The organism is Streptomyces sp. WAC03905 (assembly GCF_057371075.1).
Genome location: NZ_JBXYDZ010000003.1, coordinates 1,797,270 through 1,816,555, shown reverse-complemented (window position 1 = coordinate 1,816,555; position 19,286 = coordinate 1,797,270). Strand labels below are relative to the sequence as shown.

Genomic DNA, 19,286 nt, shown 5'->3' with positions numbered 1-19,286 from the left:
GGACGGTGGGGGGTGTCCCCGCAGGACGAGCGCGCACCACCGGGCACAGCCGAGACGGACAGTCCCGCGCGAGCCGAGGAGACACCCCCCGGCGGCCCCGCACCCCCACCCCCCGCCCGACCGAAGCCAGACCGGAGCCCCGCCGGCGATTGAGGCGCGGCCACCGGGCCGCAGCCGGGGAACGGGGCGAGCCCCGAACCGGCAGACCGCGCCGGAGGCGTTACGCTCCCGGCCAGGGGCCCGGCGTCGGGGTCTCCGGCTTTTCCTCGGTCTCCGTCCGGAAGACCTTGAACCCGCGCCGCTGGTAGTTCGCCATCGCCGTCGGGCCGTCCTGGCTGCAGGTGTGGACCCACACCCGGCGCGTCGGCTCGCGGTCCGGCCAGCGCGACGCGAGGTCCCAGGCGCGTTCCACGCCGACGGTCAGCAGGTGGCCCCCGATGCGGCGGCCGCGGAAGTCCGGCAGCAGGCCGAAGTACATGATCTCCACGACGCCGTCGTCCTGCGGGTCCAGCTCCACGTACCCCGCCGGCGTGCCGCGGTCGTACGCCACCCACGTCTCCACCCCCGGCCGGTCGAGCTGCTCCATCCACTGCGCGCGGGTCAGGGACAGCCGGTCCGTCCAGTGGATGTCGCCGCCCACCGAGGCGTACAGGAAGCGGCTGAACTCGGGGGACGGCACCTCCGACCGCACGATGGATGTCTCCGGGCCCGCCGGAGCCGCCGGGACGAGATCCGCCGGAGAGGTCATCTCCAGCGACCAGGTGGTGAGAGTGATGGTGCTCATGCAGCTCAGGGAATCATGCCGGGTCCCGTCCGGCCCAGGCGGGCCCGGACCACCGCCGGGGCCGTGGAGTGCGGGAGCAGCGCGCCCGGGTCCTCGGGGCGGATCAGCTCCACCTCCACGTCCTCCGCGAAGCGGTACGGCCGGTGGGCCAGGACGCCCGCCAGGTGGCGGCGTACGCGCGACAGCTCCGCCCGGACCGTCACCGTGCGGGCCGGGTCGCCGAACACCTCCGCCGCCAGCTCGGCGGCCGTGCGCCCCCGCGGGCTTTCCGCCAGCAGGAACAGCAGCTCCGCGTGGCGCGGGCTCAGCTCCTGCGACCAGCTCCCGGACGACCCGTACACCCTCGCCGACCAGGCGCCCGGCCTGCTGAGGTCCAGTACGACCCGGGTCGCCGCCGGGCCCGTACGGTCCTGCGCGACCCGCAGCAGCCAGCCGCCGGGCAGCGGCTCCACCACGCAGTCCCCGAGCTGCGGCACCCACATCCGGCCCGGCGCGAAGTCCTTCGGCAGAGGGATCCGGTCCGCCGGGGCCAGCCCCGTCACCGCGGCCGTCCAGCCGTGCGGGTCCACCGCCAGCGCCCGCCCCGGCAGCCGGGCCAGGAGCGGGGCCGCCACCGCCCGCAGCCGCTCCAGCGACTCCAGGTGCCGGATCCGCAGCTCCCGTTCCGCGAGCCGGGCCACCGAGCTCACCCAGGCCAGCGTCGCCGGGTGCATGGTGGCCAGCGGCCCGCTGACGTCGACGACGCCCAGCAGCCGTCCGTCCCGCGGGTCCCGTACCGGGGCCCCCGCGCACGTCCAGTCGTGGTGGCTGGAGACGAAGTGCTCCGCCGAGAACACCTGGACCGGCCTGCGGGCCACCAGTGCGGTGCCCACGCCGTTCGTGCCGACGACGGCCTCGTCCCAGTCCGCCCCGACGCCGAAGCCGAGCCGGTCGGCCTTGCGCAGGATGGAGGTGTGGCCCTCCCGCCACAGCAGCCGCCCGTCCGCGTCGGCGACGACCATGATGTGCAGCGCCCCGTCGAGCGCGGGCAGCAGGCCCTCCCGGAGGACCGGAAGGACCGCGCGCAGCGGGGAGACGTGGCGGCGCTCCTCCGTCTCGGCGGCCGACAGCATCCGTGAGCGCGCGTCCCGGTCCGGGTGCACCCCGCCGGCCAGCATCCGCCGCCAGGACTCCGCGATCTCCGGCCGGGGCGCGGCCGGCGGGCGGTCGCCCGCCAGCGCGGCCGCGCGCACCCCCTTCAGCAGGCGCGTGGCCTCCCGAGGGTGCATGGCCGAGATGCGTGCCACATCGACCGTGATGCCTGTGGTGTCGGCCACCGGAACCTCCCCGTGCGAACAGGACGTACGACGCCGGCCGTCCGGCGGTTCCCCAGGTGCCCGGTCCGCAGGCGCCTGCGACCGCTTCCCCCGGCGCCCCCGACGGGCGGCTGCCGACTCAAAGGTTGCAACGGTATGCAACTCTCGCCAAGTCCCGGTCGCCCGACCGAAAATGTCCGGACGTCGCCCGAGCGGCGTGACAGCTCCTCCTCGGGGCTTCGGATCAGAGGTGGTGCCGAGTCGGCGCGGCGCCACCTCTGCGCCGGTCGACGGGCCCGGATCCCGGCTGGGAGCGGTTTGGGGACCGCAGGGGAGCCCGACGGGGGCTCCTCCCTAGCCCGCGATCCGTGCCCGTTCCACGACCGCGCGCAGATCCAGGCTGTGCGGCAGCGTGCCGAAGGCCGTACCCCAGTCGCCGCCCAGCCGCGAGGCGCAGAAGGCGTCCGCGACCTCCGGCGGAGCCCAGCGGACCAGCAGCGACCCCTGCAGCACCAGGGCCATGCGCTCCACGACCCGGCGGGCCCGCGCCTCGATGCCCTCCAGATCGGCGAGATCCGTCAGGAGGTCCTTGATGGCCGAATCCAGCCGGTGGTCGGCGCCCCGGGCCAGTCCCACCTCCTGGAGGAAGGCGTTGAGCGCCTGCGGCTCCCGCTGGAGGGCGCGCAGGACGTCCAGGGCCTGGACGTTGCCCGAGCCCTCCCAGATGGAGTTGAGCGGGGACTCGCGCAGCAGTCTCGGCAGCCCGGACTCCTCGACGTAGCCGTTGCCGCCCAGACACTCCAGGGCCTCGGCCACCATCGGCGTACAGCGCTTGGTCACCCAGTACTTCGCGGCGGGCACGGCCAGGCGCAGGAAGGCCTTCTCCTGCTCGGTGCCGGCGTCGTACGCAGCGGCCAGGCGCAGCGTCAGGGTGGTGGCGGCCTCGGACTCCAGGGCCAGGTCGGCGAGCACGTTGCGCATCAGCGGCTGGTCGATGAGCGGTGCTCCGAAAGCAGAGCGGTGCTCCGCATGGTGCACCGCCTGCGTCAGCGACTGCCGCATCAGCGCGGCCGAGCCGATGACGCAGTCCAGCCGGGTCGCCGCGACCATCTCGATGATGGTCCGCACCCCGCGGCCCTCCTCACCGACCCGCCGCGCCCACGTCCCGTCGAACTCGACCTCGCTCGACGCGTTCGACTTGTTGCCCAGCTTGTCCTTCAGCCGCTGGATCGCGAAGACGTTGCGCGTGCCGTCCTCCAGCACCCGCGGCACCAGGAAGCAGGTCAGACCGCCCGGCGCCTGCGCCAGCACCAGGAAGCCGTCGCACATCGGCGCCGAACAGAACCACTTGTGGCCGGTCAGCAGGTATTCGCCGGACGTGCCCAGCGGCACGGCGGTCGTCGTGTTGGCCCGTACGTCGCTGCCGCCCTGCTTCTCCGTCATCCCCATGCCGAAGAGCACGCCGGCCTTCTGCGACGCCGGCCGCAGGCCCTCCTCGTACACGTGCGAGGTCAGCCGCGGCTCCCACTCGGCGGCGAGCGACGGATCGGCCCGCAGGGCGGGCACGGCCGCGTGCGTCATCGAGATCGGGCAACCGTGGCCCGCCTCCGCCTGCGACCACAGGAAGAACCCCGCGGCGCGGCGCAGGTGCCCGGCCAGCGGCCCCAGGCGTCGGTCAGCCCCGAGGACACGGCGTGCCCGAGCAGCCGGTGCCAGGCCGGGTGGAACTCCACCTCGTCGATCCGGTTCCCGTACCGGTCGTGCGTGTGCAGTTTCGGAGGGTTCTCGTTCGCCTGCGCGCCCCATTCCTGGGCCTGCGCGGAGCCGGCCGCGCGCCCGAGGCCGGTGAGCTCCTCCCGTACCTCGCCGAGGAGTTCGGGATCCGCGGACGCCAGGTGACGCTCGACGCCCTCGGTGAGGGCCCGATCGCCGCCGTAGACGTCGTGGCCCACCAGGGGCGGGGCCTGGTTGCTGACTGTGTGGGTGGTGGCTGCCATGCGGATACCGTAAGGACGTGCAGCCAGCAAAAGAAACACCCGAGCGGATCCCAGGACGGCTCCACCGGGCCCGCGCCCTCTACCGCAACGTCTCGAAGCGGAAGATGGGCTGGCTGCTGTTGAAGGACACCGTCAACTCGTGCATCGAGTACCGGATCCTCGGGCTCGCGGCCGAGGCGGCGTTCTTCACGCTGCTCTCGCTGCCCCCGCTCTTCCTGGGCCTGCTGGGCCTGCTCGGCTACGTCGACGGGTGGACGGACACCCGTACCGTGGAGAGCATCGAGGAGAACATCCTGCGCGCGGTCGGCACGGTCCTGTCCGACCGCGGCGTCAACGACATCGCCAGACCCCTCCTGGACGACGTCACCCGCAGTGGCCGGCCCGATCTGATCTCACTCGGTTTCGCCTTCGCCCTGTGGTCGGGATCCCGCGCCGTCAACGTCTTCATCGACACCATCACCGTGATGTACGGGCTCGACGGCCACCGCGGCATCGTCAAGACCCGGCTGCTGGCCTTCCTGCTCTACGTCATCGCCCTGCTGATCGGCGCGGTCGTGCTGCCGCTGATGGTGGTGGGCCCGGACGCCGTCGTCCGGCTCGTGCCGTGGGGTACCGAGGTGATCGCCGTCCTGTACTGGCCGACGGTGACCCTGCTGTCCATCGCCTTCCTGACGACGCTCTACCACGTGTCCGTGCCCGTGCGCTCGCCGTGGATCGAGGACGTGCCGGGTGCGCTGGTGGCCCTGGCGATGTGGGTACTGGGCTCGTTCCTGCTGCGGATCTACCTCACCAACACGGTGGAGGGGCCGACCATCTACGGTTCCCTGGCCGCGCCGGTCGCCGTGCTGCTCTGGATCGGCATCTCGGCCTTCGCGGTGCTCGTCGGCGCGGCCGTGAACGCCGCCATCGACCGCGTCTGGCCGTCGGTGGCCACGGCGGCGGCGCGCGAGGCGAACGAGCGGATCCGTGAGGCGGAGGCCGCCCAGCTGGTCGCCCGGGCGGCGGCCTGGCGGGCGATGGCGGAGGGCGAGTCGGAGGACGACGAGGACGAGGGCATGCCGTCGGAGTTCCCGGAACGCTGGTCGAAGTTCCTGCCGCCCGAGGACTACCACTCGCGCCTGCGCAAGCACTGACTCCCGCCCGCCGGTGCCACCGCCGCCCCCGGGCTGAGGCCCCGGGGCCCGGAGCGCGGCCGACCGCCCCCGGGCCGTGACGCCGGGCCGGGGGCCGCTCGCGCCGCGTTCAGCGCCTCGTCCCGTACCGGGTCATCACCACGCCGCCGGGGAACGTCCGCGTCTCGAGCAGGTCCAGGCGCGTCCAGCTGTCCACCGTGGTGAAGAACGGCGTACCGCCGCCCACCAGCACCGGGTGGGTGGCCAGCACGTACTCGTCGACCAGTCCGGCCCGCACGGCCGCCGCGGCGAGCGTCGCGCCGCCGATGCTCATCGGGCCGCCGTCCCCGGCCTTGAGCCGGGTGATCTCGGCGACCGCGTCGCCGGTGACCAGGCGGGTGTTCCAGTCGACCTCGTCGATCGTCGAGGAGAACACCACCTTCGGTGTGTCCCGCCAGTTCCGGGCGAACTCGATCTCCGCCGGGGTGGCGCCGGGCCGGCGGTCGCCCGTCGGCCAGTAGGAGCTCATCGTCTCCCACAGCTTGCGCCCGTACAGCGACAGGCTGCTCGCCAGCTCCTGGTCGAGCCACCACTGGAACAGCTCGTCGCCGGGCGGCCCGCCCCACCCGATGTCGTCGCCGGCCGCGGCGATGTAGCCGTCCAGGCTCAGGTTCATGCCGTAGATGAGTTTCCGCATGGCGTCAGCCTTCCGTGAGCAGGTCTCCGGCGTACGGACCGGCGCGGGCGCCGGACACCCCCTGGGCCCCCTAGTTCCCGGCCGGCCGCGGGATGAGGCGCTTGAGGCCCTTGCGGTCGTAGTAGGTGGTCATCGCGAAGCCGAAGAGCAGCGCCAGCACGGTACCGAGCGCGATCATGATCCAGGAGCGGGTGAGGCCGGCGTCGCCGCGGGCGTCGAAGTAGAGGATCGCGCGCACCCCGTCGCTGAGCTGGCGCATCGGCTCGAAGTGCGAGAGGAAGCGGTAGAAGCCGGGTACGGCCTGCAGCGGGACCGTCGCGCCCGACGAGGGCAGGCCCAGCACGATGAACACGAACATCGACACGAGCTGCCCGATGCCGCCGAACGCGGCGTTGATGGCCTGCACGCCCAGGCCCACGGCGAGCGCCGCGCAGTACGAGTACACCCACAGCAGCGGCAGGTGGGAGGCGTCCATCCCCAGGAGGCCGACGCACGCCACCATCACCAGCGTGGTGCTGACGAGCGTGATGCCGGCCGTCATCAGCATCTTCAGGAGCAGCGTCTGCGTCCGGTCGATCGGCACCGTGGGACGGCGCGTGTGCCAGGGGCCGATCTCGTTGTCGGCGTAGCCGAGGGCGGTGTCCACGCCGTTGCTGATGACGTTGCCGCCCATGAATCCCGCCAGCACCAGCAGGAGGGTGTAGTAGAAGGCCGTCAGGCCCAGTCCGCTGCGGGCGCCGATCGGGTGCCCGACCTGTGTGACCACGTCCACCGGATCGGCGAGCAGCAGCTTCGTGGTGGGGGCCGCGGAGGGGCCGGCGGCCGCCGTGAGCTGTTCGCCGACGGCACGGGACGCGCGGTGGGCCGCCTGCGTGGTGATCCGGGAGGCCAGTGAGGACCCGAGACTGCCCTTGCCGGGGTTGGTGAGCACGGTCAGCGTCGGTCGCCGGGTGGCCGCGGCCGTCGGCAGCGCCGTGACGGTGTCCGTGAATCCGGCCGGGACCACCAGCGCGCCGTAGACCTTGCCCGAGTCCAGCTGGTCGCGCGCCTGGGCGAGGCTCAGCTCGCGCCAGTCCGCCTTGCCGCCGGCCGGGTCGGCGGCGATGGAGGCGGTGATCTGCGTGCCCAGGTTCTGCCGCTGCCCCGGCGGCGGCTCGCCGGTGTCCTCGTTGACCAGGGCGATCGGGAGGTCCCGCAGCTCCGCGTTGGGATTGACGATGCCGCCCATGTAGAGGAGGGACAGCAGCAGGGCCAGCAGTCCGGTCAGGACCGTGGGCACCAGCCACAGCTGGGGGCGGCGCACGAGGGTCGCGGCGGTGGCCTCGGGGGCGGCGGTCGGGGACATCGGTCTCCGTAGCTTCCCGGCGGGCCGGGATCGAACGACGGTGGAGGCGGCCGGGCCGCCCGGGCCCCCAGGATGTCCCCGCACCGCCGGGGGGCGCCGCGCAGCTCGCGCGGCGCCCCCGAACCCACCCGACGGACCACCGGAACAGCCCACCCCGGACCGCGCCGCCCGACGCCGGGCCCGGGGTGGCACCGGCTGCTCCGGCGCCGGCCACTCCGGGGGCGCCGTCGGGGCGAAGAGGGAGACGCCCGAGCCGTCCGGGTCCAGGACGACGGCGTAGCGCTGCCCCAGAAGGCGCCCCAGTGCTTCAGGTGGCCGGGGTACCCCGCGCGGGTCAGGTCGTCGTACAGGGCGTCCACCTCGGCGGGGGAGCCGCACAGGAAGGCCGGGTCCCGGCGGCCGTCGCCGGTGGGATGCGTGCAGGACTGGTCGAAGGAGCGGACGGTCTCCTCCGTGCCCCAGCCGATGCGCAGCCCGCCCGGGAGCGTGGCCTCGACGTGGGGGAGGCCGTCGGCGTCGGCCGGGATGTCCGGGCCGAGGCGACGGTAGAAGGCGAGCGAGGCGGCCATGTCGGAGACGACCATGCCGGTCATGTCGAGGCGGGGAGTCATGCCGGCAACGCCAGGGGTGCCGTGGGTGTCCTGGGTGTCCTGAGTGCTCGCGGGTGGTCCTGGGCCGTCCGGCGGATCCGCGCCGGGCGGGCCGGGGCCCGCACGGGGATTGACGGTACGTCAGATATGCGCGCAGCTTGTGTCGGGAAGGGGCGAGGGCCCTCGGCGTCCACCGAACGCCCCCAAAGGGAGCGGACCGTGATCCCCACCGGCGAGATCGACCTGCTGGAAGACACCTGGGCCCGCGAGGTCCCGCACGAGCAGTTCACCCGCCTGCGCCGCGAGGGCCCGGTGCACTGGCACGAGGTCCCGGGCGGCCACGACGGCTTCTACGCCGTCACCCGCCACGCCGACGTCAAGGCCGTCAGCCGCGACCCCGACCTCTGGTCCACGGAACGGGGCTCCTTCATGATCCGCGACCAGAGCCCGGAGTCCCTGGAGTCCCTGCGCCTGGTCCTGCTGGGCATGGACGCCCCGCGTCACTCCCGCTACCGGGCCCTGGTCAGTGCGGGCTTCACCCCGCGCGTGGTGCGCCGCCTCGCCGCCCGGATCGGCGAGCGGGCCGCCGCCCTCGTGGAGGACGCGGTCCTCCCCGGCCGGGACATGGACTTCGTGGCCGGGGTGGCCGCCAGGCTCCCGATCCAGACCATCTGCGAGATGGTCGGCGTGCCGCCCGGCGACGAGCTGCTCGTCTTCGACTGGAGCAACCGGATGGCCGGCGGCCAGGACCCGGAACTGTCGGCCGGCAAGCAGGACAGCGACCTCGCCGCCGCCGAGATCTACGCCTACTGCGACGCGCTCGCCGCCGAACGCCGGGCCCGCCCCCGCGAGGACATCCTCTCCACGCTCGTCCACGCCGAGGTGGACGGCGACCGGCTCACCCAGCACGAGATCAACATGTTCTTCGTGCTGCTGTGCGTCGCCGGCAACGAGACCACCCGCAACCTGCTCTCCCACACGGTGCTGGCCCTGGCCGACCACCCCGTGGCCCGGGCCGAACTGGCCGCGGCCCCGCACGACGAACTGCTCTGGAACTCCGCCACCGAGGAGTTCCTGCGCTGGGGCGGTTCGATCCACAACTTCCGGCGCACCGCCACCCGTGACACCGTCCTGCGCGGGCGGTACATCGCCGCCGGCCAGAAGGTGGTGACCTACTACACCTCCGCCAACCGCGACGAGGAGGTCTTCGGCGACCCCTTCACCTTCGACATCCGCCGCACGCCCAACGAACACCTCGCCTTCGGCGGCGGCGGCCCCCACTTCTGCCTGGGCGCCGGTCTGGCCCGCACCCAGATCAAGGCGCTGATCCGTGAACTGCTGCGCCGCCACCCCGACTTCGAGCTCACCGGTGAAGTCCGGCGGCTGCGCTCGGACTTCATCAACGGCATCAAACACCTGCCGGTCCGCTTCGCCCCCTAGTGTTCTGAGTCCGGAATTCTGTTCAGATAGCTGGCGAGGCGTTCAAGGATCTCGTCCGCAGTCTTGGTCCAGACGTAAGGCTTCGGGTCGCTGTTCCACGTGGCGATCCAGTCGCGGATGTCCTTCTCGAGGGCCTGGACGGACTTGTGGACGCCTCGCCGTATCTGCTTGTTGGTGAGCTCGGCGAACCACCGCTCTACCAGGTTCAGCCAGGACGATCCGGTGGGTGTGAAGTGCAGGTGGAAGCGGGGGTGTGCCAGCAGCCACTTCTTGATGTCCGGGGTCTTGTGGGTGGCGTAGTTGTCCAGCACGAGATGGACCTCCAGGCCAGCCGGGACTTCCTTGTCGAGCTTGACCAGGAACTTCTTGAACTCCTCGGCTCGGTGGCGGCGGTGCAGGGATCCGATGACCTTGCCGGTGGCGACCTCGAGTGCGGCGAAGAGGGTGGTGGTGCCGTGCCGGACGTAGTCGGCCGTCCGCCGCTCGGGCACCGCCGGCATCATGGGCAGCACCGGCTGTGACCGGTCCAGGGCCTGGATCTGCGACTTCTCGTCGACGCAGAACACCAGGGCCCGCTCCGGCGGATCCAGGTACAGGCCGACGACATCGTGGACCTTGTCGACGAAGTACGGATCCGTGGACAGCTTGAACGTCTCGGACAGGTGCGGCTGCAGGCCGAACGCCCGCCAGATGCGCGACACCGTCGACTGCGACAGACCGGTCTCCCTGGCCATCGACCGCGTGGACCAGTGCGTCGCACCCTTCGGCGTCGACTCCAGCGTCTTGGTGACGAGAGCGGCGACCTGCTCGTCCGTCACCGTCCTGGGCCCGCCCGAACGCGGCATGTCTCCAAGGCCCGCGATCCGGTACTCCACGAAACGGGCCCGCCAGCGGCCTACCGCCTGAGGCGTGGAACCCACCCGGGCCGCAACATCCTTGTTCGTCGCGCCTTCGGCGCAGGCCAGGATGATTCGGCAACGCAAGGCCCACGCCTGAGGCGTCGAACGGCGCCGCACCCAGCCCTCGAGCGCGGCCCGCTCCTCATCGGTCAGTACCAACTCGGCCTTCGGCCGCCCCATCGCCATACCGAAAGCCTACATCTAAACAGAATTCAAGACTCAGAACACTAGGCCCTGTCGTCAAAGTTGCACCTGGCCCGCGGCGCCCGGCACCGCACCTCGCCGCGTTGTCGGGGCGCCCACGTACGTCCAGTACTCGGGCGCCCCTCCGCCTTGCGATGCACGGCACCGGACACCGCGGGCCTGACCGGCGCCACTGTGACGACAGGACCTAGGCTGGCCGGGTGAACGACAACGCACACGCCGTACGGATCCGGCCGGGCGGCCCGGCGGACGCGCCGGCCCTGCTGGACATGCTCGACTCCGCCGTGGCCTGGATGAACGCCCGCGGCAACACCGAGCAGTGGGGCACGATCCCGTACTCGCAGCGGCCCGGCGGCACCGAGCGCGTCGAGCGGTACACCACCGAGAACACCCCGTACGTCGCGGAGCTGGACGGGGTGCCCGTCGGCGGGCTGGTGCTGGACTCCGGCCCCAGCCCGCAGCTGCCGATCGGGCCGGCCGGGGAGCCCGAGCGGTACGTGAGACTGCTGGTCTCCGACCGGCGGTACGCGGGCCGGGGCATCGGCGCGGCACTGCTGGCGCACGCCGCCGAGGAGACCCGGCGGGCCGGGATCACCCTGCTGCGGGTCGACTGCTGGGCGGGCGGCGGGGGCGAGCTGGTCGCGTTCTACGAGCGCAGCGGCTTCACGCCCACCGAGGCCTTCCTGGCCGGGGACTGGCCGGGGCAGGTGCTGGCCCGCCGGCTCGCCTGACGGCACCCGGCGTCCGAAAGGGCGTCGAGCCGTCCGCGAAGACGTCCGCGAGGCGTCCGCGGAGACGTCCCCAGAGATGTCCGCGGAGACGTCCGCGAGGCGTCCCTGGAGACGTCCCGAAAAAAGGAGTGGCCCCGGCGCGAAGGGCCTTGTTACGGTGGGGTCGTTCCCGCCGAGCGGCGAGGGACCACGGCAACGTGCACGACCCGGAGGTGAGTTCATTGATGACTGTCATGGCGCAGGGCGCTGCCCGCACTCAGAAGACCATCGATGTGACCTCCGTGGTCTCCGGCTGACCTCACACCTCTCTCCGCGTACCGCCATGGGGCGGGCGCGTGCGGCCGGGGCCACCCTGTGAAGGGTTCCCCTTGTCTTTCTCCGCTTTCCCGCAGGCCTCGCTCCCGCACGCCCTCGCCCCCCTCGGCTGGGACGACGCGTGGGCGGCCGAGTTCACCCCGTACGCCGAGCAGGGCCTCGTGCCCGGCCGGGTCGTACGCGTCGACCGCGGTCAGTGCGACGTCCTGACCGCCGACGGCATCGTCCGCGCCGACACCGCCTTCGTCACCCCCCACGACCCGCTGCGCGTCATCTGCACCGGGGACTGGGCCGCCGTCGAGACGGCGGGCAACCCGCGGTACGTGAAGGCGTACCTGCCGCGCCGGACCGCCTTCGTACGCTCCACCTCGTCGCAGCGGTCCGAGGGGCAGATCCTCGCCGCGAACGTCGACCACGCGATCATCGCCGTGTCCCTGGCCGTGGAGCTCGACCTGGGGCGCATCGAGCGCTTCCTGGCCCTGGCCTGGGAGTCGGGGGCGCAGCCGCTGATCGTCCTCACCAAGGCGGACCTGGTCCCGGACCCGGCCACCCTGGGCCACCTGGTCCAGGACGTGGAGACCACCGCCCCGGGCGTGCAGGTCCTGACGGTGTCCTCCCACACCGGGGACGGCACCGACGTCCTCGGCGCGGTCGTCGCCGACGGTACCAGCGTCCTGCTGGGCGTCTCCGGCGCGGGCAAGTCCACCCTGGCGAACGCGCTCCTCGGCACGGACGTCATGGAGGTCCGGGCCACCCGTGACGTCGACGGCAAGGGCCGTCACACCACGACCACCCGCAACCTCCTCGTCCTGCCGGGCGGCGGGGTCCTCATCGACACCCCGGGCCTGCGCGGCGTCGGGCTCTTCGACGCGGAGTCGGGAGTCGGGCAGGTCTTCTCCGAGATCGAGGACTACGCCGCGCACTGCCGCTTCCACGACTGCGCGCACGAGGCGGAGCCGGGATGCGCGGTGCTCGCGGCGCTGGAGTCCGGGGAACTGCCGGAACGCCGCCTGGAGAGCTACCGCAAGCTGCTGCGGGAGAACCAGCGGATCGTGGCGAAGACGGACGCCCGGCTGAGGTCGGAGATCCGCCGCGACTGGCGGCTGAAGTCGGCCGAGGGCCGTGCCAACTACGCCGCCAAGCGCGGCAACCGGGGCTGACTCGACCTGACCCCACCCGCCCCCCCGGCGGGCCGCCCGCCCCTCGGCGGCCGGCCCGCCGGGCCCGGGCCGTTCCCGGTCACGCCGTCTCGGGGAACGGGGCGCCGCACCGGGGGCAGGGGCGGGCGCCGCGGGCGGGGTCGAGGCACCCGCACTCGTCGCAGACGAGGTGCAGCAGGCAGGCCGGCTCACCGGCGTCGTGCACCGGCTCGGCCGCGTCGTACACCGGCTCACCGGCGTCGTGCACCGGCTCACCGGCGTCGCGCACCGGCTCGGCGGGCGGGTTCGGCGCGGGCGTGTCCATGGCGGCTCCCCGGCGGGACGGTGACGGCGGCAGGCCCCGGAGCCTTCGAGCGTAGCCCCGCACACGGGGCCCGAGCCAGGAACCCGCCCACGCTGCCCGGTGCCGCGCCGACCGCGGCCGGCACCGGGTCGCCGACCGGGCGGGGGGCCGTGTCCGTGCAGGCCCGCCCGGCCGGTGGGGCCGCCCCGCGGGCGGCCGGCGCTGCTATCCGGACACGCCCCGGGCCGGCGTCCGCGGTGCGCGGCGCATCGCCCACAGGGCCGGGCCGCCTCCGGGCAGGCGCGCCTCCCCGAGCACGGTGAAGCCGAAGTGCTCGTAGAAGGGCAGGTTGTCGGGCTTGGAGGACTCCAGGTAGACCGGCAGGCCGGCCGCGTCGGCCTGGGCCAGACCGGACCGCAGCAGGGCCGCCCCGTGGCCCTGGCCGCGGGCGGCGGGGTCGGCGCCGATCACCGCCAGGTACCAGTGCGGCTCGGTCGGGGAGTGCTTCGCGGCCTCCTCGACGGCCTCGCGGAACAACCCGGCCCGGTCGCCGAGGATGTCCTGGAGCTCCTGGACGGTCTCCGCGTCGGGCACGGCCTTCGCCCGCCCCTCGGGCGACACCCAGAAGGAGGCCGCGGCGTCGGTGCGCTCGCACACGCCGTGGTGGACGTACTGCCGGGTGAACAGCGTGGTGAAGTAGCGGGTCATCCCGGCCTCGCGGGAAGCGTCGTCGGGGAAGAACCAGCGCATCATCGGGTCGTCGTCGAAGGCGGCGGCGAGGGTACGGCCGACCGTGCGGGCATCGTCGATCGTTGCCGTCTTGGGAGCGTTCGTCATGGGCATACGGGTCATTCTGCACCCCTGATGATCTTGATGTGCAGGGGCCCCCGCCGTCCCGGCGAGGCCCGGTCCCGCGCCTGGGCGGTCAGTCCGCGGACACCGCGCCCACCCAGGCCCCCACCACCAGCAGGCACGCGAACAGCTCCACCAGCACGCTCGTGCCCACCGCGCGCATCACCGCACGCGTCGACGCCCAGGCCTCGCCGTGGCCGCCCAGTCGGAGCCGCTCGCAGAGGTAGACGCCTCCCACGAAGCCCGGGACCGCCCCCACCACCGGCACCAGCACGAAGCCCAGTACCGCACCCGCGCCCGCGAACACCGCCGTCCGGGGGGTGACCGGGAGCCCACGGGGCCGCCTCGGCGGCAGCTGCCACTTCACCACCTGGACCACCAGCAGCACGGCCGTCGCCGCGACCAGCAGCGACCACGCCAGCGCCGACCGCTCGTGCAGCGCCCACCACATGAGCCCCGCCCACACCAGCCAGGTCCCCGGCACACCCGGAACCAGCACCCCGACCAGCCCGAGCAGCAGCACCAGACCCACCAGGAGCAGCTGCGGCACGTCCACCCGCCCAGCGTGCCCGACCTGCGGCTACCGGGCCACCCAGCCACGTTCGTACGCGTGCCAGCCCAGCTGCAGCCGGGTCGTCACCCCCGACAGCTCCATCAGCCCCTTGACCCGCCGCTGCACCGTCCGCTGGCCCAGCTCCAGGTGCTTGGCCACGCTCGCGTCCGTCATCCCCGCCAGCAACAGCGAGAGGATCTCCAGGTCCGTGGCGTCGGGGACGCCGCCGGCCTCCTCCGCCGAACCGGCCGCGCCCAGCCTCAGCGGCAGCGATTCCCGCCACACCGCCTCGAACAGCCCGGTCAGGGACTCCAGCAGCCCCGAAGCGTGCACCACCAGCGCCGCCGGCTCCGCGCCCCGAGCCGTCAGCGGGACCATGGCGAGGGTCCGGTCCGCTATCACCAGCTTCGTCGGGACCTCCGCCGTCACCCGCACCTGCTCGCCCCGGGCCAGCGCCGTCGACGCCTCCCGGATCCCCCTCGGCAGGGTCAGCACCTCCCGCTCGATCACCACCCGGTAGTCGACCCCGCGGACGGAGGCCCGGTCCTCGGCCTCGTTGTCCGTACCCGTCACCACCTGGGGGCGGCCGCTGACCAGCGCGCACACCTCCTTCTCCGCGCCCAGCTGGAGCTGGTGGAAGCGGTGCGCCACGGCACTCGCGCCCTGCACCACCTCCACGAGGTCGTGCACCGCCGGTTCGGCGGCCTCCGCCCGGTACTCCTCCGCCAGCAGCGCCGCCGCCAGCTCCGCCTGCTCCAGTTCGTGCCGCTGCTGGGTCAGCAGGGCCCCGAGGGCCACCCCCGGCGGGGCCGCCACCCAGCGCCCCGGCCGCGCCGAGGACTGCGCCGCCAGCCCGTGCCGCTCCAGGTGGCGCAGGGCCCGTTCGGTCTGCGGCACCGGCAGGGTCAGCCGGTGCGCGAGGTCGGGGACCTCGGCCGCGCCCAGCGCCACCAGCGCGCGGTACGCGGACTCCTGGCCCTCGTCCAGGCCTATCGCACCCAGCAACCCGTCCACCACCTTTCGACACGACGCCTGGCGGGAAGCGGCCACGGCGCAAACCCGCCGCCGACATCATCGCCGCACCCACCGCCCCTCTGCCAAGGTTGCGCCACCGCAGCACCAACATCCGCCGGCCAGAGGCCATGTGTGCGGCAACTTTGCCACGCGATGCAGCAGTTGGCCGGAATTCAACTGGGGAGAGCGATGCGCCCGATATCGCGCACGGCGATCGGGGCGGCCACAGCGGCCGTCCTCGCCGTCACCGCCGTCGGCCCGTCGACGGCGCAGCCGGCCGACGGAACACCCGGGGCGGGGAAGAGACCACTCGTCGGGAGCCCGGCGGCCGGAAAGCAGCCCACCGCCCCCGTCACCGTGACCCTCGTCACCGGTGACCGGATCCTGGTGTCCACCGACGCGTCCGGCCGCACCGCCGCCACCGCCATGCCCCGCGCGGACGGCTCCCAGCCGCTCGTGCAGACGCGGCAGTCCGGCGCGGACCTGTACGTGTACCCCGAGGCCGCGGTCGCGGCGCTCGCCGCCGGCCGGGTCGACCACGAACTCTTCAACGTCACCGGCCTCGTCCGACAGGGCTACGACGACGCCCGCGCCAAGAAGCTGCCGCTCATCGCCGTCTACGACGGAACCGTGAACGTGGCGCGCAGCGTCCCGCCCGCGCCCCGCGGCGCGGACCGCTCCCGTGTCCTGGCCTCCATCGGCGCGGTCGCCCTCTCCGCGGACAAGGAGCGGGCCGTCACCTTCTGGTCCGACGTCACGGGTGACCACGGCGCGGCCGCCCGCACCGCCGCGGGCGGCCTGAAGAAGCTGTGGCTGGACGGCAAGGTCCGGGCGAACCTGGAACGGTCCACCCGGCAGGTCACCGCCACCGCCGCCTGGGCCGCCGGGTACGACGGCAAGGGCGCCAGGGTCGCCGTCCTCGACACCGGCACGGATCTGGAGCACCCCGACCTCAAGGGACGGGTCTCCGCCTCGAAGAACTTCACCGACTCCGACACCGACGCCGACCGGCAGGGCCACGGTACGCACACCATCTCCACCGTCGGCGGCTCCGGCGCCGAGAGCGGCGGCGCCAAGAAGGGCGTCGCCCCCGGAGCCGAACTGCTCAGCGGCAAGGTCCTCGACGACGGCGGTTCCGGCCTCGACTCGTGGATCATCGCGGGCATGGAATGGGCCGTGGAGGCCCGGGCCGACGTGGTCTCCATGAGCCTCGGCGACCCCTCGCGGACCGCCTGCGACGACCCGCTCGCCACAGCCGCGGAACGGCTCTCCGCGCAGGGCCCGCTCTTCGTGATCGCCGCGGGCAACTCCGGCCCCGGCAACAACACCGTCTCCTCGCCCGGCTGCGCGCCCGGCGTGCTGACGGTCGGCGCCGTCGACCGCGACGACTCCACGGCGCCCTTCTCCAGCCGCGGTCCCGCCGGTCCGCAGCACACCCTCAAGCCCGAGATCTCCGCACCCGGCGTCGGCATCTCCGCCGCCGCCGCGGGCGGCCGCGGGGTGTACGCCTACCGGTCCATGTCCGGCACCTCCATGGCCACGCCGCACGTCGCGGGCGCCGCCGCCCTCGTCAAGCAGCGCCATCCCGACTGGACCGGACAGCAGATCAAGGCCGCCCTCGTCGGTTCCGCGAACACCACCGTGCCCGGGGACGTGCGGCAGACCGGAGCGGGCCGCCTCGACGTCAGGGCCGCCCTCGACGCGACCGTCACCGGCGCCCCCGCCGTCCAGGGCGGCACCTACCACTGGCCGCAGGACCGCAGCGACCGCACCACCGTCGAGGTCCCGTACACCAACCCCGGCGAGAACCCCGTCACCCTGGGCCTCACCGTCGAGAAGGTCACCGGCCACGACGGCTCCGCCGTCCGCAGCGGGATCGCCCGGCTCGACCGGCGCACCGTGACCGTCCCGGCCGGTGCCACCGTCAGGGTGCCGCTCACCCTGGACCCGGCCGCGAAGCTGGAGCGCGCCCAGTACGGCGACGTCACCGGCCGCGTCGTCGCCACGGCCGACGCCGTGCGCGTCTCCACCCCCTTCTCGCTGTACGTCGAGCCCGAGACGGTCACCCTGCGGGTCAAGCTCGTCGACCGGGCCGGGAAGCCGGCCGCCGGACCCTCCTCGCTGGACGTGATCGGCACGGACGACGCCTCCGGCGAACGCCGCTTCAACGACGGCGCCGCCGACCAGGTCTACCGGGTCCGCCCCGGCGCCTACTTCCTGTCCGCCTTCGTCGCCACCCCCGACCCCGGCGAGGGGGCGGAGCTGATCGACTCCCTCACCTACCTCGGCCGCCCCCAGACGGAGATCAAGAAGGACACGACGATCGTGCTCGACGCCCGCAGGGCCGGGCGCCTGGCCATCGAGGCCGACCGGCCGGTAGAGGCCCGCAACACCACCCTCGGCTTCGCCCGCAGCTGGGACGGCACCTGGCTGCACGCCGGAACGGCCATGGGCGGCCGCACCGTCCGCGGCTTCTACTCCTCCGTCGAAGGCCGGGCGAAGGACGGCGACTTCGAGTTCGCCGGCTACTGGCGGGCCGCCGCCCCGCTGGTCTCCGAACTCAAGGTCGCCGGAGGGCCGGTCCTGCACCCGATCACCGCGTCCACCGGCAGCGACAACCTCGACGGCGCCGGCGGTGCCCCGCTCGTCGACGCCGGATCCGGCACCCCCGGGGAACTCGCCGCCGCCGGCGCCAAGGACGCCGTCGTCCTGGTCGAGGCCACGGACGGCGCCCTCCACGAGGTCGCCGAGAACGCCAGGGCCGCGGGCGCCAAGGCCGTCCTCGCCCACCGCGGAGCCCCGGGCCGCTGGACGGCCTTCACCGGTTACGCGGGCGGCGCGCTGCCCACCCTGACCGTCGAGGCCACCGAGGCCCGGACCCTCCTGGCCCGGCTGGCCGCCGGCAAGGTCGCGCTGTCCTGGAAGGCCACGGCGAAGAGCCCGTACGTCTACTCGCTCGCGTTCCCCGAGACCGGGGAACTCAAAGGGAACCGCACCTACCGGGTGCGCGACCGCGACCTCGGCAGGGTCGAGTCCACCTACCACTCCATGGGTGCGGCCGCCGACTTCGTCGACGTCGCCGGCGCCTACCGGCCGATCGGCAGCGCGGTGTACTTCGCCGGCATCGAGACCGTCGCCGCCCCCGGCGGGCGGACCGAGTTCTACTCGGCCGGCGACACGGCCTGGGACCAGCTGCTCTCCAGCAGCTTCCCCTGGGGCGAGTTCATGACGGGCGCCCGGCGCACCCACACCAAGGGCGCGACGAGCAGGGCGGCCTGGTACGACGGGGTGACCGGCCCGGTCGCGCCGCGCGACCTCGACGGCGAGGAGACCCTCGCCGCCGAACGGCAGGGCAACCTGATCGGCTTCGCCCCTGCCCTGTGGGGCGACGGCACCCACGCCGCGCAGCCCGGCTCCTTCGGGGACATCGGCAACCTGCAACTGCGGCGCGACGGCGAGGTCATCGGCGAAAGCGGGTACCCGTTCGGGGTGTTCGAGGTCCCGGCCGCCGAAGGGCGCTACGAACTCACCCAGTCCATCGAGAAGATCGGCCCGCCCGCGCGCACCTGGCAGCGGTCCACCTCGGTCAGCACCACCTGGGGCTTCACCTCCCGGCTCGACCCGTCGGCGTACTCCCAGGGCCTGCCGGTCCTCTTCCCGCGGTACGCGGCCCCGCTGGACGGCCTGAAGACGGTCGCGGCGGCGGACGGCCGGACGATCGCACTGAGCGCCACCGGACACGCGGGCTACGTGCCGGGCGCGCTGAAGTCGGCGGCGCTGGCGTACTCCTACGACGGCGAGCACTGGACGCAGGCGAAGGTCGGCGAACGGGACGGCACCTGGACCGCGGTCGTCGACCACGCCGGAGCCTCCGGCAAGCAGGTCTCGCTCAAGGTCGAACTGGCCGACGCCAAGGGCGCCACGGTCACCCAGACGGTCGCGCGGGCGTACGACGTCCGCTGATCCGTACGGGCGAGAGGGGAGGGGTCCACCGGGCGGCGGCCCGGTGGACCCT

14 protein-coding genes and 2 pseudogenes are annotated in these 19,286 nt (G+C 73.5%); 5 read left to right on the top strand and 11 right to left on the bottom strand.

The window, feature by feature from the left end; genetic code table 11:
* Positions 1-220: 220 nt before the first annotated feature.
* From AC2RP6_RS10760 to AC2RP6_RS10750, 3 genes and pseudogenes are all read right to left on the bottom strand, one after another.
* On the bottom strand, positions 221-784 hold the full coding sequence (locus AC2RP6_RS10760) for a GNAT family N-acetyltransferase (RefSeq protein WP_486446022.1): 564 nt from the start codon (positions 782-784) through the stop codon (positions 221-223).
* Positions 785-789: 5 nt separating this feature from the next.
* A complete protein-coding gene (locus AC2RP6_RS10755) occupies positions 790-2,052 on the bottom strand; it encodes a GAF domain-containing protein (protein ID WP_486450287.1) in 1,263 nt (420 codons plus the stop codon).
* Between the two features lie 381 nt (positions 2,053-2,433).
* Positions 2,434-4,076 (bottom strand): annotated as a pseudogene (locus AC2RP6_RS10750) (acyl-CoA dehydrogenase family protein).
* Between the two features lie 17 nt (positions 4,077-4,093).
* On the opposite strand from AC2RP6_RS10750, the gene AC2RP6_RS10745 reads away from it, so the two are divergent.
* Positions 4,094-5,209: a YihY/virulence factor BrkB family protein gene (locus AC2RP6_RS10745; RefSeq protein WP_366682406.1), complete on the top strand. Its 1,116-nt coding sequence runs from the start codon at positions 4,094-4,096 to the stop codon at positions 5,207-5,209.
* 109 nt (positions 5,210-5,318) lie between these two features.
* Here AC2RP6_RS10745 and AC2RP6_RS10740 read toward each other — a convergent pair whose 3' ends face one another.
* The 3 genes and pseudogenes from AC2RP6_RS10740 to AC2RP6_RS10730 form a co-directional block, all read right to left on the bottom strand.
* Positions 5,319-5,885, bottom strand: coding sequence for a dihydrofolate reductase family protein (locus AC2RP6_RS10740; RefSeq protein ID WP_486446021.1), 567 nt, complete (start codon positions 5,883-5,885; stop codon positions 5,319-5,321).
* A gap of 70 nt (positions 5,886-5,955) precedes the next feature.
* Positions 5,956-7,230, bottom strand: coding sequence for a YhgE/Pip domain-containing protein (locus tag AC2RP6_RS10735; RefSeq protein ID WP_486450286.1), 1,275 nt, complete (start codon positions 7,228-7,230; stop codon positions 5,956-5,958).
* A 228-nt stretch (positions 7,231-7,458) separates the two neighbouring features.
* A pseudogene (locus tag AC2RP6_RS10730) lies at positions 7,459-7,841 on the bottom strand (VOC family protein); the annotation flags it as partial.
* 198 nt (positions 7,842-8,039) lie between these two features.
* Here AC2RP6_RS10730 and AC2RP6_RS10725 point away from each other — a divergent pair.
* Positions 8,040-9,260 (top strand): cytochrome P450, encoded by a 1,221-nt coding sequence (locus AC2RP6_RS10725; RefSeq protein WP_486446020.1) that lies wholly within the window; start codon positions 8,040-8,042, stop codon positions 9,258-9,260.
* On the opposite strand, the gene AC2RP6_RS10720 is transcribed toward AC2RP6_RS10725, so the two are convergent.
* Positions 9,257-10,339 carry an IS630 family transposase gene (locus tag AC2RP6_RS10720; protein WP_486444344.1) on the bottom strand — a complete coding sequence of 361 codons (1,083 nt, stop codon included), beginning with the start codon at positions 10,337-10,339 and terminating at the stop codon, positions 9,257-9,259. The two genes, AC2RP6_RS10725 and AC2RP6_RS10720, sit on opposite strands and share 4 nt — an antisense overlap.
* A 224-nt stretch (positions 10,340-10,563) precedes the next feature.
* Here AC2RP6_RS10720 and AC2RP6_RS10715 point away from each other — a divergent pair, with 224 nt between their 5' ends.
* Entirely contained in the window at positions 10,564-11,094 is a 531-nt protein-coding gene (locus AC2RP6_RS10715) for a GNAT family N-acetyltransferase (protein WP_486446019.1), read from the top strand.
* Between the two features lie 368 nt (positions 11,095-11,462).
* Positions 11,463-12,569, top strand: a complete 1,107-nt coding sequence (gene rsgA, locus AC2RP6_RS10710; protein ID WP_486446018.1) for a ribosome small subunit-dependent GTPase A — start codon at positions 11,463-11,465, stop codon at positions 12,567-12,569.
* 79 nt (positions 12,570-12,648) lie between these two features.
* Here the strand turns inward: rsgA and AC2RP6_RS10705 are convergent, their stop codons facing one another.
* The 4 genes from AC2RP6_RS10705 to AC2RP6_RS10690 all read right to left on the bottom strand — a co-directional run bounded on the left by AC2RP6_RS10705 (position 12,649) and on the right by AC2RP6_RS10690 (position 15,262).
* The gene (locus tag AC2RP6_RS10705) at positions 12,649-12,873 is read right to left on the bottom strand and encodes a hypothetical protein (RefSeq protein ID WP_486446017.1); all 225 of its coding nucleotides are present in this window, start codon (positions 12,871-12,873) and stop codon (positions 12,649-12,651) included.
* 204 nt (positions 12,874-13,077) lie between these two features.
* Positions 13,078-13,704, bottom strand: coding sequence for a GNAT family N-acetyltransferase (locus AC2RP6_RS10700; protein WP_486446016.1), 627 nt, complete (start codon positions 13,702-13,704; stop codon positions 13,078-13,080).
* Between the two features lie 73 nt (positions 13,705-13,777).
* Entirely contained in the window at positions 13,778-14,260 is a 483-nt protein-coding gene (locus tag AC2RP6_RS10695; RefSeq protein ID WP_486446015.1) for a DUF456 domain-containing protein, read from the bottom strand.
* A gap of 24 nt (positions 14,261-14,284) precedes the next feature.
* Complete coding sequence (locus tag AC2RP6_RS10690) at positions 14,285-15,262, bottom strand: helix-turn-helix domain-containing protein (protein ID WP_486446014.1); 978 nt, start codon at positions 15,260-15,262, stop codon at positions 14,285-14,287.
* 198 nt (positions 15,263-15,460) lie between these two features.
* Between AC2RP6_RS10690 and AC2RP6_RS10685 the strand changes: the two genes are divergently transcribed.
* Complete coding sequence (locus AC2RP6_RS10685; RefSeq protein ID WP_486446013.1) at positions 15,461-19,234, top strand: S8 family peptidase; 3,774 nt, start codon at positions 15,461-15,463, stop codon at positions 19,232-19,234.
* The last annotated feature ends 52 nt before the right edge of the window (positions 19,235-19,286 follow it).